Here is a 16,884-nt window from a genome sequence, read left to right as displayed (position 1 = left end):
CGAAATGCATTTAGGTGCAGCGTTGATTTATAGTTTTATAGAGGTAGAGCTACTGATTGGATGCGGGGGCTTCACCGCCTACCAATTCCTGACAAACTCCGAATGCTATAAAATGTTAATCAGCAGTGAGGGCATGGGTGCTAAGGTCCATGTCCGAGAGGGAAAGAACCCAGACCATCAGCTAAGGTCCCCAAATGTATGTTAAGTTGAATAAACGAGGTTGGATTGCATAGACAGCTAGGATGTTGGCTTGGAAGCAGCCATTCATTTAAAGAGTGCGTAACAGCTCACTAGTCGAGCGATCCGGCATGGATAATAATCGGGCATAAACATACTACCGAAGCTATGGACTTGAAAAAGTGGTAGGGGAGCATTGTAGTGTCGTCGAAGGTGTACTGCGAGGTATGCTGGAGAAGCTACAAAAGAAAATGTAGGCATAAGTAACGATAATGCGGGCGAGAAACCCGCACACCGAAAGACTAAGGTTTCCTCAGCTATGCTAATCAGCTGAGGGTTAGTCGGGACCTAACGCGAACCCGAAAGGGGTAGTGGATGGACAACAGGTTAATATTCCTGTACCTGCTCACACTAAAAGTGACGGAGGCGAAAAGTTAGTGCGTACTGACGGAATAGTACGTTGAAGCCAGTGGTAACACGGCGATAGTACACTGAGACTACGGTCAAGGTGATAATCTAGCAAATCGACTTCCAAGAAAAGCGAGTGAAGCAGCCCGTACCCTAAACCGACACAGGTAGTTGGGATGAGAATTCTAAGGTGCTCGAGAGATTCATGGCTAAGGAACTAGGCAAAATAGACCCGTAACTTCGGGAGAAGGGTCGCCCATCTTCGGATGGGCCGCAGTGAAAAGGTCCAGGCGACTGTTTATCAAAAACACAGGGCTCTGCTAAATCGAAAGATGATGTATAGGGCCTGACACCTGCCCGGTGCTGGAAGGTTAAGTGGAGGGTTTAGAAGTTTACTTCGAAGATCTCAAATGAAGCCCCAGTAAACGGCGGCCGTAACTATAACGGTCCTAAGGTAGCGAAATTCCTTGTCGGGTAAGTTCCGACCTGCACGAATGGTGTAACGATCTGGACACTGTCTCAGCCATGAGCTCGGTGAAATTGTAGTATCGGTGAAGATGCCGATTACCCGCAGTGGGACGAAAAGACCCCGTGAACCTTTACTATAGCTTAGTATTGGCTTTGGATAAGTAATGTGTAGGATAGGTGGGAGACTTTGAAGTGGCGTCGCCAGGCGTTGTGGAGTCATTGTTGAAATACCACCCTTTGCTTATCTAGAGTCTAACCTCTAATCAGGGACAGTGCTTGGTGGGTAGTTTGACTGGGGTGGTCGCCTCCAAAAGAGTAACGGAGGCTTCTAAAGGTTCCCTCAGCACGCTTGGTAACCGTGCGTAGAGTGCAATGGCATAAGGGAGCTTGACTGAGAGACATACAGGTCGATCAGGTACGAAAGTAGAGCATAGTGATCCGGTGGTTCCGTATGGAAGGGCCATCGCTCAAAGGATAAAAGGTACTCCGGGGATAACAGGCTGATCTCCCCCAAGAGCTCACATCGACGGGGGGGTTTGGCACCTCGATGTCGGCTCGTCACATCCTGGGGCTGGAGAAGGTCCCAAGGGTTGGGCTGTTCGCCCATTAAAGTGGCACGCGAGCTGGGTTCAGAACGTCGTGAGACAGTTCGGTCTCTATCTACTGTGGGCGTTAGAAATTTGAGTGGATCTGACTCTAGTACGAGAGGACCGAGTTGGACGAACCTTCTGGTGTACCTGTTGTTCCGCCAGGAGCATTGCAGGGTAGCTACGTTCGGAAGGGATAAGCGCTGAAAGCATATAAGCGCGAAACCCACCACAAGATGAGATTTCTTTAAAGGGTCGTGGAAGATGACCACGTTGATAGGCTATAGGTGTAAAGGCAGTAATGTCATAGCCGAGTAGTACTAATAACCCATAGGCTTATTGTACAGCCGTTTTTTTAGAGTACAAGATTATGATTCATGTATAAGACGTATTAACGTCCTTTTTCAATATGTTAAGATATTAGTAGTGAAAGCTACAGTATTTAGATGTTTTGCGATACAGTATTTAGATAACTAATTACTAAGACCAACAACTATATACTAACCTTTTAAGGTGGTTATAGCGACGGGGCTCACCTCTTACCATTCCGAACAGAGAAGTTAAGCCCGTTTGCGCCGATGGTACTGCTTACTGTGGAAGAGTAGGTCACCGCCTTTTTTAACACCCTTACTATTTATTTAGTAAGGGTGTTTTTTGTTTTTATAGACTTTTACTTAAGCTTAAAAGATTCAATTTTATTATCTTGATGCTTTATCTGTATATTATCTATGAGAGTAAATAAAGAACTTGATCTTGCATGGAATTTTGTCAATAATACTAATAGAAATATATTTTTAACTGGTAAAGCAGGAACAGGCAAAACTACATTCTTACATAAGTTAAGACATCAATCTCAAAAACGAATGGTAGTTGTTGCTCCAACTGGTGTTGCTTCTATTAATGCAAAAGGAGTTACTATTCACTCTTTCTTTCAATTGCCCTTTGGACCTATATTGCCTAATGATGAATTAGGATCTTCTTCAAATTTTAATAGAAGATTTAGCAAAACTAAAATCAATATAATTAAGTCTTTAGATCTTTTGATTATAGATGAGATTAGTATGGTTAGAGCTGATTTGTTAGATGGTATAAATAAGACTTTAAGACGTTATAAAAATAGAAATTTAGTTTTTGGAGGTGTCCAATTGTTAATGATAGGTGATTTACAACAATTATCTCCAGTGATTAAGGAGAATGAATGGCAGTTATTGAAACCTTTTTATAAAAATGTATTTTTCTTTAGTAGCCATGCTTACCAAAGTTGTACTCCATTAACTATTGAGCTTAAACAAATTTATAGGCAAGAAAATCCTTTGTTTATAAATATATTGAACGAAATACGAAACAATAACTTAAGTATATCTTCTGCTAAAGAATTGAATAAAAGATACCTTCCCGATTTTGAACCCAACAATGAAGACGGTTATATTTCATTAACAACCCACAACAATAAAGCGCGACAGACTAATAATCAAGAACTTGATAAATTAGAAGGAAAAGAATATGTGTATAAAGCAAATATAGAAGGTAATTTTCCCGAACATTCTTATCCTAATAAGGAAGCGCTAAAACTAAAAGTTGGAGCTCAGGTCATGTTTATTAAAAACGATAGTTCTCCTGAAAAGCGTTATTTCAATGGAAAGATTGGTAAAGTCATTTTGTTAGAAAAAGACGAAGTTATTGTTAATTGTGCAGATGACGATTTCAATATTGTTACCAAACTAGAAACATGGGAAAATATAAAATATACGGTAGATTCTGAGACTAAAGCAATTACTGAAGACAAAATAGGAAGTTATTCTCAAATCCCTCTACGATTAGCTTGGTCCATCACAATTCATAAAAGTCAAGGGTTGACGTTTGAAAAGACCATCATTGATGCCCAAGGGGCCTTTGCACATGGACAAACCTATGTTGCTCTTAGTAGATGCAAGTCCTTAGAAGGTCTAGTTTTAAAAAGTAAAATTGAGCCAAATCAGATTATAAACGATCGACATGTGATTGACTTCAATAAAAACGCTGAAGCTAATCAACCCAATGAAGACGTTTTATTAAAATCTAAACGAGAGTTTCAACTTAATTTAATTTCAGAAGTATTTGATTTTTATAAATTCTTGTATCCTTCAGGACGAATTTTAGATATCTATTATAAGAATAGAGGTAGTATTGAAGGATCAGTAGAGCAGCCATTGAATATAATGAAGGAAAGTACAACTAATTTACTCAAAGTTAGTAATGGTTTTAAATCTCAATTACAAACATTAGTTGATGATAAAGAAATTCCAGAAGCTAATAATACTGTACAAGAACGATTTATAAAAGCTGTTACGTATTTCAAAGAACAGACAAAGTCTACTATAGAAAAAGCATTAAAAGATTTTAGTTTTACCACTGATAATAAAGCAATTCAAAAAGATATTGAAAAACAGTTAGATGCTTTAGAAGAACTCTTAGAGACGAAACTATCTTATTTTGAAGGCTTAAAAGATGGTTTTAAAACAGATCGGTTTTTAACTTTAAGAGCGAAATCAGTTTTCTTAGGTAAGGAGAAACCAAAGAAACTTCGTAAAACAGTGATTGATGGAACAACTAACGTTGAACTGTTTGAATTATTGAGAGCGTTAAGAAACCAAATAGCAAAGCGAGAAGATTTAGTACACTTTCAAATTTTTACGCAAAAGTCATTATATGCCATGTGTGAAATTTTACCCACTACAAAACAAGAATTAAAATCTATTCATGGAATGGGTAAAACTAGAATTGAAAAATATGGCTCTGAGATATTAAAGGTTATAATCGATTACTGTAATGAGAATGATATTGAAACTACAGATGCCTCAATTTTTGAAGAATTTAAGCCAAAACGACAAAAAGGAGATACTAAGAGAATATCTTTAGACTTATTTAAAACAGGAAAATCTATCGATCAAATATCGCTGGAACGCGAATTAAATGCAAATACAATATTTGGACATTTAGCTCATTTTATATCTTCCGGAGAGATTAAGATTACTGATTTAATGTCGCAATCAAATTATTTAGAACTAAAAAAAATTATTCCAACTAAAACATTCGAAAACCTTTCAGATTTAAAACATCAAATCGACGATAAATTCTCTTATGGAGAAATTAGACTAGTTATTAATGAGTTCTCTCAAAAATAAAAAAAGCTTCAAAATAAAATTCTGAAGCCTTTCAATTAAATATCCGATAAAATTATTCTTTTATAAGTCCTCTAGAAATTACAATTTTCTGAATTTCAGAAGTACCTTCATATATCTGCGTGATTTTTGCATCACGCATCAAACGTTCTACATGATATTCTTTTACAAAACCGTTTCCTCCATGAATTTGTACTGCTTCAACAGTATGTTCCATAGCAACTTTACTTGCATATAATTTTGCCATTGCACTAGACATATCATAGTTTTTGCCTTGGTCTTTATCCCAAGCAGCTTTCATCACTAGCATTCTTGCAGCTTCAATTTCTGTATACATATCAGCTAACTTAAATGCAATAGCTTGATGATTACAGATTTCAGTACCAAAAGCTTTACGTTCTTTAGAATATTTTAATGCAAGTTCATAAGCTCCCGAAGCAATGCCTAGTGCTTGTGCTGCAATACCAATTCTACCACCAGAAAGCGTTTTCATGGCAAATCTAAATCCAGACCCGTTAACCCCAATTCTATTTTCTTTTGGTACTTTCACGTCATTAAATTGTAATGTGTGTGTATCACTCCCTCTGATACCAAGTTTATCTTCTTTAGGTCCTATATCAAAACCTTTCATTCCTTTTTCAACAATAAAGGCATTTATACCGTGCGATCCCTTATGTCTGTCTGTTTGAGCAATAACTAAATAAACATCAGATCGACCTCCATTAGTAATCCAGTTTTTTGTACCATTAAGTATGTAATGATCACCTTTATCAATGGCAGTAGTTTTCTGTGAAGTTGCATCACTACCGGCTTCTGGCTCACTTAAACAGAAAGCACCAATTTGTTCACCTGTTGCAAGTTTAGTTAAATATTTCTGTTTTTGTTCTTCTGTTCCATAAGCTTCAAGTCCGTAGCAAACCAATGAATTATTTACAGAAACCATAACCGAAGCAGAGGCATCAATTTTAGATAATTCTTCCATAATTAACACATAAGAAATAGCATCCATACCACTTCCTCCATATTTAGGATCTACCATGATGCCCATAAAACCAAGTTCACCCATCTTTCGTACTAATTCATCAGGAAATGTTTGAGCATTATCACGTTCTATAACACCAGGAAGTAATTCAGTTTGTGCAAAATCGCGAGCTGCATCACGAATCATCAAATGTTCTTCTGTTAAACTAAAGTCCATAAAATATTGTAATTATTGATTTGATAAAAAATTCATGCAAAGATAACTGTTTCTTGTGGTATTTTCAATAAGTAATATTATTTTTACTAATATGGTAAAATCTAATTATAAAGTAATTGCAATAATGTCTGGAACATCTTTAGATGGTATTGATATCATGTATGCAACTTATAAGCTTAATAGTGGTTGGGAATTTGAAATTCATTATGCGGAAACTATAAAATATTCGAAGGAGTGGAAATTTATTCTTAGTCAATTAGTAAATAAGTCTTTAGAAGAATTAGTAGAAACTGACAAGTCATATTCCGAATATTTGTCAACCGTAGTTTCAAACTTTATAAAAGAACAAAATATTGAAGCAATTGACTTTATTGCTTCTCATGGACATACGGCTCTACATCAACCAGAAAATGGCTTAACGCTTCAAATAGGTAATCAACAAATTTTAGCAAATTTAGTAAACCATAAAGTAATTTGTGATTTTAGAGTGCAAGATGTTAAGCTGGGAGGTCAAGGTGCACCATTAGTGCCTATTGGTGACCGATTATTATTTTATGATTATGATTATTGTCTTAATTTAGGTGGTTTTGCTAATATCTCATTTGAAGAAGATAAAGAAAGAATTGCGTTTGATATTTGTCCTGTGAACATTGTTTTAAATTATTTTGTTTCAAAATTAAACCTAGAGTATGATGATAAAGGTCAATTGGCGTCTCAAGGAAAAATCAATAATGACTTGTTAATTAAATTAAATGAGTTGAGTTTTTACGAGGAAAAACCGCCAAAGTCATTAGGATTAGAATGGGTGGAGATAAATATTTTTCCTTTAATTGAGTCTTTTAATCTTAAGATTGAAGATATTCTTAGAACTTTTGTAGAACATGCTGCTATTCAAATTTCAAAAATTGTGAATCGAAAAGAGAGTAATTTGTTGATAACTGGAGGTGGTGTTTACAACACGTTTCTAATTAGTAGAATAAAAAGTCTTTCAAAATCTAAAATTGTCATTCCAGAAAATGAAATTGTTGAGTTTAAAGAAGCTCTAATCTTTGGATTATTAGGTGTTTTGAGAGAGCGAAATGAAATAAACTGTCTCAAAAGTGTAACAGGAGCAACCCATAATCATTCTTCTGGAAAAATTTTGTCTCCCAATACTTAAAATTAATATTTAATTATCATTTAGCCTTTAGAGTTTTTTATATTTGTTATAACTAACTAAAGCACATCAATTGATAAAAAACTTACTGCAGAAGTACGAAAATAAATCTCCAGAAATTGTTTTTCATTGGAACGATTCTGAAACTGATGCTGAAGGCTGGACTGTAATTAACTCACTTAGAGGAGGTGCTGCAGGAGGCGGAACACGAATGCGAAAAGGTTTAGATAGAAATGAAGTTTTGTCTCTTGCTAAAACAATGGAGGTAAAATTCACGGTTTCGGGTCCTGCAATAGGAGGTGCTAAATCAGGTATTAATTTTGATCCGCAAGATCCTAGAAAGAAAGGAGTCTTAGAACGTTGGTATGCTGCAGTTTCGCCATTATTGAAAAGTTATTATGGTACTGGAGGAGATTTGAATGTTGATGAAATTCACGAAGTAATTCCGATTACAGAAGAAAGTGGTGTGTGGCACCCACAAGAGGGAGTTTTTGAAGGTCATTTTAAACCAACTATAGCGGATAAAATCAATAGAATCGGTCAGTTAAGACAAGGTGTTATCAAAGTTATTGAGAATACAAACTATTCGCCAGATGTTACAAGAAAATATACTGTAGCAGATATGATTACTGGGTATGGTGTCGCTATTGCTGCAAAGCACTTTTACGATATCTACGATGATTCAATAAAAGGAAAACGTGTTGTAGTGCAAGGTTTTGGAAATGTTGGTGCTGCGGCTGCATTTTATTTTGCCCAAATGGGTGCTAAAATAGTTGGTATCATTGATAAAGCTGGTGGCTTGATAAATGCAGAAGGTTTTTCATTTAAAGAAATAACAGACCTTTATCTTGCAAAAAATGGAAATACGTTGTCTTCTACTGATTTAATTCCTTTCAAAGAAATAAATGAAAGAATATGGTCATTGCAGACTGAAGTCTTTGCTCCTTGTGCAGCTTCTCGATTAATAACACAAAATCAAATTGATCAAATGATTAATACTGGTTTAGATGTTATTACTTGTGGTGCTAATGTACCTTTTGCAGATAAAGAAATATTTTTTGGACCAATAATGGAACATACTGATCAAAAAGTAAGTTTAATACCAGATTTTATTTCAAATTGTGGAATGGCAAGAGTTTTTGCGTATTTTATGGAACGGAAAGTACAAATGACTGATGAAGCTATTTTTAAAGACACCTCAAAAGTGATTAGAAAAGCCCTAAAAGAAGTACACAATAATAATCCAACAAAAATTGGTGTAAGCGAAACTGCTTTCGAAATTGCACTAAGACAACTAATATAAATATTTCATAGTATGGAAACAGTAATCATTCTCGTCTTTGTTTTTGGCTATTTAGCCATTACTTTAGAACACAATATTAAAATCGATAAGCTCATACCAGCTTTAGTTATGATGGCAATAAGTTGGGCTTTAATTTCTCTTGGTATTGATGACTTTTCGCAATGGTTCGATTCGGCTAAACACAGCTTAATGGATAATTTTGGAATGCTTCCGCATGAAGAAAAAATGCACTTAATGGAAGAAACACTGCTTCATCATTTAGGTAAGACTGCTGAAATATTAGTATTCTTACTAGGAGCAATGACCATAGTTGAGATTATAGACTATTTTGATGGCTTTTCTACAATAAAAAATGCAGTAAACTTTAATAGTAGGAAGAAGTTGCTATGGATGTTTGCAATCTTAGCATTTATACTTTCTGCAATCATAGATAACTTAACTGCAACAATTGTTTTAATATCTATACTTCAAAAAATTGTGAAGGACAGAAGTATAAGAATTTGGTATGCCGGACTTATTATTATAGCTGCTAATGCTGGTGGTGCATGGTCACCAATTGGTGATGTAACTACCACGATGCTGTGGATTGGGGATAAAGTTTCAACAGGAAAATTATTTGTGTACTTATTCATCCCATCATTGTTGTGTATGGTTGTACCTACATTTATAGCCTCATATCTTAAACCTTTTAAAGGTACTTTAGAGTTACAGGAATCAGATGGAAAACCTAAAAATAAGTTTAGTTCTACAATGTTGTTTTTAGGCTTAGGTGCTATTATTTTTGTTCCTATATTTAAAGTCATTACACATTTACCTCCATATGTTGGTATGATGCTTTCTCTTGGTGTCGTTGCAATATTTGCTGAAATATACAGTAACTCCAAGTTTGCGATTACACAAGTCGTTTCAGATGAACATGCTGAACATGCTAGTCATAGTCCTGTACATTATTCTTTATCAAAGATCGAGTTACCAAGTATATTATTCTTTTTAGGAATTTTAATGGCAGTAGCTGCCTTAGAATCTTTAGGTATTTTATTTGGGTTTGCAGGTTCGCTTCAAGAAACAATGCCTATGTTGGGAACAGAGTTACATGGTGAAGGAGTTTCAGATTTAGTGGTTTTATTATTAGGTGTAGGTTCTGCAGTAATAGATAATGTACCATTAGTAGCTGCTAGTTTAGGAATGTTCTCTGAACCAATAGATAACGAACTTTGGCATTTTATTGCCTATTCAGCTGGTACAGGAGGTAGTATGTTAATCATAGGCTCTGCAGCTGGAGTTGTTGCCATGGGAATGGAGAAAATAGATTTCTTTTGGTATTTAAAGAAAATATCTTGGTTAGCTTTTGTCGGTTTTATTGCTGGCGCAGCAGCATTTATGGTTACAAGAAGCATTTTTTAATATACTTAAGTAAAAAACTTAACGTTATAACAACAACAATTTAAAAATTTAAAAACTATAGTATGATATCATTAAGTACTATTCAAGATAACGCGGAAGTGTTAACCGATGGTGAACAAGTTGAAAAAACACTATCAATTATTGAATTAATTACAAGTGGTGGAACAGCCGGAATGGTTATTATTCTCATTCTGTTTCTACTCTTAATTATGGCAACCTACATTTATTTTGAACGTCTTTTCGCCATAAAAGCAGCCTCAAAGGTTGATTCAAATTTTATGAATCAAATTAAGGACCATGTAAGTAACGGTAAAATTGATTCTGCTCAAATGCTTTGTGCGCAACAAAATTCACCAGTGTCTCGCTTAATAGCAAAAGGGATTACTAGAATAGGAAAACCTCTTGAGGATATTAACTCAGCAATTGAAAATGCCGGAAGATTAGAAATTTACGGTTTGGAAAAAAATGTAAGTGTTTTGGCTACAATATCTGGTGTAGCTCCTATGATTGGTTTCTTAGGAACTGTAGTTGGGATGATACTTTCAATTTTCGAGTTAGCTAACGCAGGCGGAACTATTCAGATGGATGTGTTAGCAAGCGGATTATATACTGCAATGACAACCACCGTTGGCGGTCTTGTTGTTGGTATTATTGCGTATGTAGCCTATAACCATATTGTAGTAAGAACGAATAAAGTTGTGCATTCAATGGAAGCTAATTCTGTTGAATTTTTAGATCACTTAAACGAACCTATCTAATATGAACATTAGAGGACGAAATAAAGTAACACCAGAGTTCAATATGGCTTCAATGACCGATATTGTATTCTTGTTATTAATCTTTTTTATGATTGCTTCGACTTTAGTAACGACGAACGCTATAGATATAATTTTGCCTACCGCAAGCGGAAAAACGGAGAATAAAAAATCTACTGCAGTAAGTATTAAAAAAGATTTGACCTATTATATCGATCAGAAACGTGTAGGAGAAAGTGTGTTAGAAAGTCAACTGATATCAATAATGAAGACTCAAGAAACTCCAACCATTGTTTTAAGAGCTGAGAAGTCTGTACCTGTTGAAAATGTTGTAAAGGTGATGGATATTGCAAATCGAAACAAATTCAAGGTAATTTTAGCAGTGAAGCCAAATTAAACGGCATCATTTTTGAATCTGTACTAATCAAAGTATAAAACAGTGAAATATTTAGAGACCAAACACGAACGTAATTCAGCAAGGATCACAGTGCTTATTGCATTGATACTGCTCTTGCTCTTGTTTGTTGTTGGACCTCAATATTTAGATCCGCCTGAAGAATACGGTATTGCTGTTAACTTTGGCACCACCGATTTTGGAAGTGGAAACAAACCTTTAAGCGAACCGAGAAAAGCGGTAGAAGAAGAAGTTGTAGAAGAATCACAACCAGAAGAAACAAAAGTAGAGCCAGCGGAATCTACATCAAAAGCTGAAGAAGTTATTACCCAAGAATCAGCAGAATCGATTGCCATAAAAAAACAAAAGGAAGCTGAGGCAAAAGCTAAGGCTGAAGCTGAGCGTGTAGAACGTCAAAAGCGAGAAGCTGAGGAAAGAAAGAAGCGCGAAGAAGAAGAGAAAAGAAAAAAACTCGACAATCTTATAGGTGGTGTAAAGAACTCAAATGGAAATGACGATGGTGGAGAAGGACCAGATAATAAAGGAGGAAACAAAGGCCAACTAGATGGAGATCCATACGCACCAAGCTATTTTGGTGGTTCTGGTCCAGGAAAAGGTGGAGTTGGTTATGGCTTGGGTGGAAGAGGGAGACCAACAAAGAGAATATACAAACAAGATTGTAACGAATATGGCTTGGTTGTCGTGAAGATTGAGGTTAATAGGGCTGGAAAAGTTGTAAGTGCTGAGCCTGGAATTAGAGGTACCACAAATACACACCCTTGTTTATTAGCACCTGCAAAAAAGATTGCCTTGTCACACAAATGGCCTGCAGATAATGATGCACCAGCCAGACAAATAGGTTTTGTTAGTATTAACTTTGATGTCGGTCAATAAACAATGAATTACCAAGATACTGTAAGTTGGATGTTCCAACAATTACCAATGTATCAAAATAAAGGCAACTCAGCCTTTAAAAAGGATTTAACCAATACATTAAAATTATCAAAACATATAGGTGAACCTCACGAACGGTTTAAATCTATTCATGTGGCAGGCACAAACGGAAAAGGCTCTACAAGCCATATGTTGGCTTCCGTGCTTCAAGAAGCTGGTTATAAGGTTGGTTTATATACATCACCTCATTTAAAGGATTTTAGAGAACGCATTAGAATAAACGGTAATGTTGTTAGCAAGCAATTTGTTATTGGTTTTATAAAAAGAAACAAATCTTTTTTGGAAACGGATAACTTATCCTTTTTTGAGATGACAGTTGGTATGGCCTTTGATTATTTTGCGAAACAAGAAGTGGATATAGCGGTCATTGAAGTAGGATTAGGTGGACGCTTAGATTCTACAAACATAATAACTCCGGAATTGTCTGTAATAACCAACATAGGTTTTGACCATATGCAAATGTTAGGTGATACACTTGAGAAAATTGCTGCTGAAAAAGCAGGAATCATAAAGCAAAATATTCCTGTAGTTATCGGAGAAACACAAACGGAAACTGAAGCTGTTTTTAAAGCTAAAGCAAAAGTTAAAGATTCAGAAATATATTTTGCAGACCAATTAGTTAAACACACATTAGAAAGTGATCTCAAAGGATCATATCAAATACATAATATAAAAACAGTATTACAGTCTGTTGAAGTTTTACAACATTCAGGATATAAGATTTCTGAAACTCAGTTAAAAAAAGGACTGTTAAACGTCATGAAAAATACAAGTTTACAAGGGCGTTGGCAAGTATTACAGACACAGCCAAAAATTATATGTGATACTGCCCATAATAAAGAAGGGTTATCTTGTGTGATGCGGCAATTGCAAGCAGAAATATTTAATGTTTTGCATCTTGTTTTTGGAGTTGTCAATGACAAGGACTTACACTCTATTATGCCTTTACTTCCCAAAAATGCCACTTATTATTTTTGTAAACCTGACGTACAACGTGGACTGGATGTAGAAGCATTGAGAAGTGTTTTTGCTAGAAATGGACTAATAGGTAAATCCTATAACAGTGTAAATGAGGCCTTAAATAAAGCAAAAGCTAATGCTACGAAAGATGACTTAATTTATGTTGGTGGAAGTACTTTCGTGGTAGCTGAAATAATTTGATTTTTTTATCAAAAACCTTTTGAGATTTTAAAAACTAATCTATATTTGCAGTCCAATTTAGAGGGCGCGTAGCTCAGTTGGTTCAGAGCACTTGGTTTACACCCAAGGGGTCAGGGGTTCGAATCCCTTCGCGCCCACATCAAACACAATTCCGATTTGATTTTTCAAATCGGAATTTTTGTTTCAAAATAATACTGAGCGAACGCTCAAAGTATTATTTTGAAACAAAAATTCTAAGATATGCGATAGCTTATCGGAATTGTGCTTGCAGGAGCGGTTTCGATAAGGGATATTTAATCCCAATAAAACGAATGCTCAAAGTATTTTTAAACTACATCGAATTATCATTACATTTGAAATAGCAAAAAGGGTCATTAACTCAGTTGGTTTAGAGTGTTACCTTGACAGGGTAGAAGTCGCCAGTTCGAATCTGGCATGACCCACTTTTAGAATATTCTCTAAAAACATATAATATTAAAAATTATGATTTTAAGACATTTAAGTGTTGTCTGATATTAAATAATTACCTTTAATATTAGAGTCGTTATATATGTTCTACAACATTTCTGGAGTAACTACAGTCCTAAACCCAACATGATCAGAACTTGAATCTGGACTAAAGCCCATCTTTGCAGAAATTCTAAAGCTGGCGCAGTAAGATGCGTGGCATAAAAATGAGCCACCTTTCATAACTCTCTCATTAGTGAGATAAGGATTATCTTGATTGTAAGATTTAGAAGGACCTTTAGGATTAACAATTGGTTTATTAGTATCAAGTTCCATGTAATAATTTACATTGAAAAAATCGCTCGTTATTTCCCAAACATTTCCAGACATATCATAAATTCCTAATGTATTTGGTGCAAAAGATTTTACTGGTGAAATATACTTAAAACCATCAATAGGCTCGTTTTGAGTTGGAAATACGCCTTGCCATGTATTGGCTTTTTCATTTAGCAACTTAGAATCATCTCCCCAAGTAAAAATGGCATCATATTGTTTACCTTGAGCAGCAGATTCCCATTCTGCTTCTGTAGGAAGTCTTCTGTTTGCCCACTTACAATAAGCCAAAGCATCTTCATAGGCGATATGAATAACAGGATAATGATCTTGCCCTTCAATGGTAGAACCTGGTCCTTGAGGATGTTTCCAGTTAGCACCTATCTTCCATGTCCACCATTGACTATAATTCTGCATATTAGCTATTGCATTTACATTCTTATTAAAAATTAAGCTGCCTGGTTGCAAAATTGAATCATGAGGCTTAGGTGTACCTACTGGTACGTCTTTTTTCATCTCTTCCCAGTCTATTTTTCTTTCAGCAACAGTTACATAATTTGTTGCATCTACAAAGGCCTTAAATTGTCTGTTAGTTACTTCTGTAATATCTATAAAAAAACCATCTACTGTAACGTGATGTGATGGTTTTTCTCTATGCATTGCATACTTATCAGAGGATTTTGCACCTTGTAAAAAAGTTTTACTCTCCACCCATACCATACCCTCAGGCGCTTGTGGTATTGATTTTGATTCCCCTTTATCATTAGAATTTTGTTTACAAGCAAATAAACTTATAATGCATAGTAATACAACTTTATATAAACTAGATAACCTCATATTTTTAAAAGATTCAATAAAGTGTAAATGTATTAATTTCTTTGACCAAGAAGTTATTAACTAAGAATATTTGATTTTTTAGCGCTTACTCTGTCTGCGTTTTTTTCCTCATATCCAATAAGCAAAATTTAAAAAACATATCAAATTATTGCATAATATGTCTATATCCTAGTCAATGGTTTTTTGTAAACTAAATGAAACTTATTTCCAGAAAACAGCATAAATAGCTACTAAAATAATCATAACCGCAAATGCGCCAATATTAAACAATGGAGATGTTTTAAACAATTGCTTACTGACAGGAATTCCCTTATCATCATCAGCTCCTTTATTTTGGTATAAACTAACTAGTACAATAACTAGCATTGTCAATACTGCTGTATAACCCATTTGATCCATCCAAGGTACATCAACAAAAAATGAACTTGAGGACCATTCTTTTGGTGCTACCTTAAAATACATAGCTATTGGGATAGATACTAACGCTCCAATTATTGCTGCCTTATTAGTTGTTTTCTTCCAGAATAGTCCTAACATAAACACTGCTAAAATACCAGGACTTACAATTCCAGTATATTCTTGAATAAATTGGAATGCTTGATCTATTCCACCCAATAAAGGTGCCGTTATACATGCAATCACCAAAGCAACTCCGGCTGATAATCTACCTGTGTTTACAGTAGCTTTATCGCTTGCATTCTTATTTATGTATTGTTTGTATATATCCATTGTAAAAATGGTAGATGTTGAATTCAACATAGATGCTAAGGACGAAACAATTGCAGCAGCTAATGCAGCAAATGCAACTCCTTTTAACCCAGTTGGTAAAAATTGTAATAACCAAGGATATGCTTTATCTGCTTGTTCTGGAGATGGCAAATTTTGTAGTCCTGTGTCCCCTAAACTTGCTAAAATTTCTGGATCGTTTACCATCACATAAGCTGCTATTCCTGGGACAACGACTATGACTGGTATTATTAATTTTAAAAATGCGGCTAATAAAATACCCTTTTGAGATTCCTTTAAAGATTTAGCAGCTAAAGTTCTTTGAATTATATATTGATTAAATCCCCAATAATAAAGATTTGCAACCCATAATCCACCAACTAAAACTCCGATTCCAGGTAAGTTTTTAAATTCAGGATTTGATTTATCAAGAATCATAGCAAATCGATCTGGTGCAGCTTCATAAACAGTTTTTATACCTGCTATAACTCCTTCACCACCAGATACGGTATTTAACGCTAAGTAAGTTGTTACCAATCCTCCTAAAACTAAGAACACTACTTGAATGACATCTGTCCAAGCTACTGCAGACAATCCACCATAAAGTGAATATGCAGCTGCAAACAATGCCAATCCCATGACTCCATAAATCATTGGAATACCCATAATAGTTTCTAAAGCTAAAGCACCTAAATACAATACAGATGCAAGATTAACGAATACATATAGGGCTATCCAGAATACAGCTAAAATGGTTTTTAGATTAGTAGAAAAACGTTTTTCTACAAACTCTGGAATAGTATATAAACCTTTTTCAATAAAAATGGGTAAAAAGTACTTACCTACTATTATTAATGTAATAGCTGCCATCCACTCATAAGAAGCAATAGCTAATCCTAACGCAAACCCAGAACCCGACATTCCTATAAACTGCTCTGCCGATATATTCGCTGCAATAAGCGAAGCACCAATTGCCCACCATGGCAAAGATTTACTCGCTAAAAAGTAATCCTCCGCATTTTTTTCATGTCCTTTCTTATCTCTCGATACCCAAAGACCAACTCCTAAAATTAATATCGCATAAGAAACAAAAATTAAATAGTCCCAAAATTCAAAATTGGCAGTCATATTATATTAGTGATGTTAGTTAGTTTATGTTAATCAAATATCAACTTGTAAATTATAAAACTTGTATTTAAGGGTTTAGTAAATGTAGTTTTAATAATTAATGTAAATTTTAAATCCTAAAACCACTTATATAATTTAATAGTCCAACATTAAAAAATCAACGTATTTCTTTACAAAAAGAGAAACACACACATTATAAAATGCCAATTTACCACAAAAAATCGCTCATCAATTAGTTCTACTGAAACATAATTACATCTTACTTCTTTTTTTTACCTTTAACACTA

11 protein-coding genes, 2 tRNA genes and 2 rRNA genes (1 of these 15 running past the window's edge) are annotated in these 16,884 nt (G+C 34.9%); 12 read left to right on the top strand and 3 right to left on the bottom strand.

Going from position 1 to position 16,884, the window contains the following annotated elements; translation table 11 throughout:
* From SJY34_RS08235 to SJY34_RS08225, 3 genes are all read left to right on the top strand, one after another.
* Window positions 1-1,984, top strand: a 23S ribosomal RNA gene (locus tag SJY34_RS08235); it begins 842 nt to the left of the window's first position.
* Between the two features lie 165 nt (window positions 1,985-2,149).
* Window positions 2,150-2,258: ribosomal RNA gene (gene rrf, locus SJY34_RS08230) — 5S ribosomal RNA — on the top strand.
* Between the two features lie 110 nt (window positions 2,259-2,368).
* The gene (locus SJY34_RS08225; protein ID WP_400081162.1) at window positions 2,369-4,804 is read left to right on the top strand and encodes a helix-turn-helix domain-containing protein; all 2,436 of its coding nucleotides are present in this window, start codon (window positions 2,369-2,371) and stop codon (window positions 4,802-4,804) included.
* 52 nt (window positions 4,805-4,856) lie between these two features.
* Here SJY34_RS08225 and SJY34_RS08220 read toward each other — a convergent pair whose 3' ends face one another.
* The gene (locus tag SJY34_RS08220; RefSeq protein WP_400081160.1) at window positions 4,857-5,999 is read right to left on the bottom strand and encodes an acyl-CoA dehydrogenase; all 1,143 of its coding nucleotides are present in this window, start codon (window positions 5,997-5,999) and stop codon (window positions 4,857-4,859) included.
* Between the two features lie 91 nt (window positions 6,000-6,090).
* On the opposite strand from SJY34_RS08220, the gene SJY34_RS08215 reads away from it, so the two are divergent.
* The 9 genes from SJY34_RS08215 to SJY34_RS08175 all read left to right on the top strand — a co-directional run bounded on the left by SJY34_RS08215 (window position 6,091) and on the right by SJY34_RS08175 (window position 13,569).
* Window positions 6,091-7,158, top strand: a complete 1,068-nt coding sequence (locus SJY34_RS08215; protein WP_400081351.1) for an anhydro-N-acetylmuramic acid kinase — start codon at window positions 6,091-6,093, stop codon at window positions 7,156-7,158.
* A gap of 73 nt (window positions 7,159-7,231) precedes the next feature.
* The gene (locus tag SJY34_RS08210) at window positions 7,232-8,458 is read left to right on the top strand and encodes a Glu/Leu/Phe/Val dehydrogenase dimerization domain-containing protein (protein ID WP_400081348.1); all 1,227 of its coding nucleotides are present in this window, start codon (window positions 7,232-7,234) and stop codon (window positions 8,456-8,458) included.
* A 12-nt stretch (window positions 8,459-8,470) separates the two neighbouring features.
* Window positions 8,471-9,862: a sodium:proton antiporter NhaD gene (nhaD, locus tag SJY34_RS08205; RefSeq protein WP_400081157.1), complete on the top strand. Its 1,392-nt coding sequence runs from the start codon at window positions 8,471-8,473 to the stop codon at window positions 9,860-9,862.
* Window positions 9,863-9,924: 62 nt separating this feature from the next.
* Complete coding sequence (locus tag SJY34_RS08200; protein WP_400081154.1) at window positions 9,925-10,620, top strand: MotA/TolQ/ExbB proton channel family protein; 696 nt, start codon at window positions 9,925-9,927, stop codon at window positions 10,618-10,620.
* Between the two features lies 1 nt (window position 10,621).
* Complete coding sequence (locus SJY34_RS08195; protein WP_400081152.1) at window positions 10,622-11,014, top strand: ExbD/TolR family protein; 393 nt, start codon at window positions 10,622-10,624, stop codon at window positions 11,012-11,014.
* 42 nt (window positions 11,015-11,056) lie between these two features.
* The gene (locus SJY34_RS08190; RefSeq protein WP_400081149.1) at window positions 11,057-11,905 is read left to right on the top strand and encodes an energy transducer TonB; all 849 of its coding nucleotides are present in this window, start codon (window positions 11,057-11,059) and stop codon (window positions 11,903-11,905) included.
* Window positions 11,906-11,908: 3 nt separating this feature from the next.
* Window positions 11,909-13,126, top strand: coding sequence for a bifunctional folylpolyglutamate synthase/dihydrofolate synthase (locus SJY34_RS08185; protein ID WP_400081147.1), 1,218 nt, complete (start codon window positions 11,909-11,911; stop codon window positions 13,124-13,126).
* 62 nt (window positions 13,127-13,188) lie between these two features.
* A tRNA-Val gene (locus SJY34_RS08180) sits at window positions 13,189-13,263 on the top strand.
* A 231-nt stretch (window positions 13,264-13,494) separates the two neighbouring features.
* Window positions 13,495-13,569, top strand: a tRNA-Val gene (locus SJY34_RS08175).
* A 112-nt stretch (window positions 13,570-13,681) separates the two neighbouring features.
* Here the strand turns inward: SJY34_RS08175 and SJY34_RS08170 are convergent.
* The gene (locus SJY34_RS08170; protein ID WP_400081144.1) at window positions 13,682-14,743 is read right to left on the bottom strand and encodes a formylglycine-generating enzyme family protein; all 1,062 of its coding nucleotides are present in this window, start codon (window positions 14,741-14,743) and stop codon (window positions 13,682-13,684) included.
* Between the two features lie 201 nt (window positions 14,744-14,944).
* Window positions 14,945-16,597 carry a sodium/sugar symporter gene (locus tag SJY34_RS08165; protein ID WP_400081141.1) on the bottom strand — a complete coding sequence of 551 codons (1,653 nt, stop codon included), beginning with the start codon at window positions 16,595-16,597 and terminating at the stop codon, window positions 14,945-14,947.
* Between the last annotated feature and the right edge of the window lie 287 nt (window positions 16,598-16,884).

Source organism: Winogradskyella sp. R77965, from assembly GCF_044594915.1.
Taxonomy (GTDB): Bacteria; Bacteroidota; Bacteroidia; order Flavobacteriales; family Flavobacteriaceae; genus Winogradskyella.
Note: the sequence above shows the minus strand (reverse complement) of the source record. Positions and strands in the feature narration are given on the sequence as shown.

Excerpts from the sequence above, each read along its gene's own strand:
- SJY34_RS08225 (WP_400081162.1), top strand. The coding sequence starts at position 2,369 with ATGAGAGTAAATAAAGAACTTGATCTTGCATGGAATTTTGTCAATAAT.
- SJY34_RS08220 (WP_400081160.1), bottom strand. The coding sequence starts at position 5,999 with ATGGACTTTAGTTTAACAGAAGAACATTTGATGATTCGTGATGCAGCT.
- SJY34_RS08215 (WP_400081351.1), top strand. The coding sequence starts at position 6,091 with ATGGTAAAATCTAATTATAAAGTAATTGCAATAATGTCTGGAACATCT.
- nhaD (WP_400081157.1), top strand. The coding sequence starts at position 8,471 with ATGGAAACAGTAATCATTCTCGTCTTTGTTTTTGGCTATTTAGCCATT.
- SJY34_RS08200 (WP_400081154.1), top strand. The coding sequence starts at position 9,925 with ATGATATCATTAAGTACTATTCAAGATAACGCGGAAGTGTTAACCGAT.
- SJY34_RS08195 (WP_400081152.1), top strand. The coding sequence starts at position 10,622 with ATGAACATTAGAGGACGAAATAAAGTAACACCAGAGTTCAATATGGCT.
- SJY34_RS08185 (WP_400081147.1), top strand. The coding sequence starts at position 11,909 with ATGAATTACCAAGATACTGTAAGTTGGATGTTCCAACAATTACCAATG.
- SJY34_RS08170 (WP_400081144.1), bottom strand. The coding sequence starts at position 14,743 with ATGAGGTTATCTAGTTTATATAAAGTTGTATTACTATGCATTATAAGT.
- SJY34_RS08165 (WP_400081141.1), bottom strand. The coding sequence starts at position 16,597 with ATGACTGCCAATTTTGAATTTTGGGACTATTTAATTTTTGTTTCTTAT.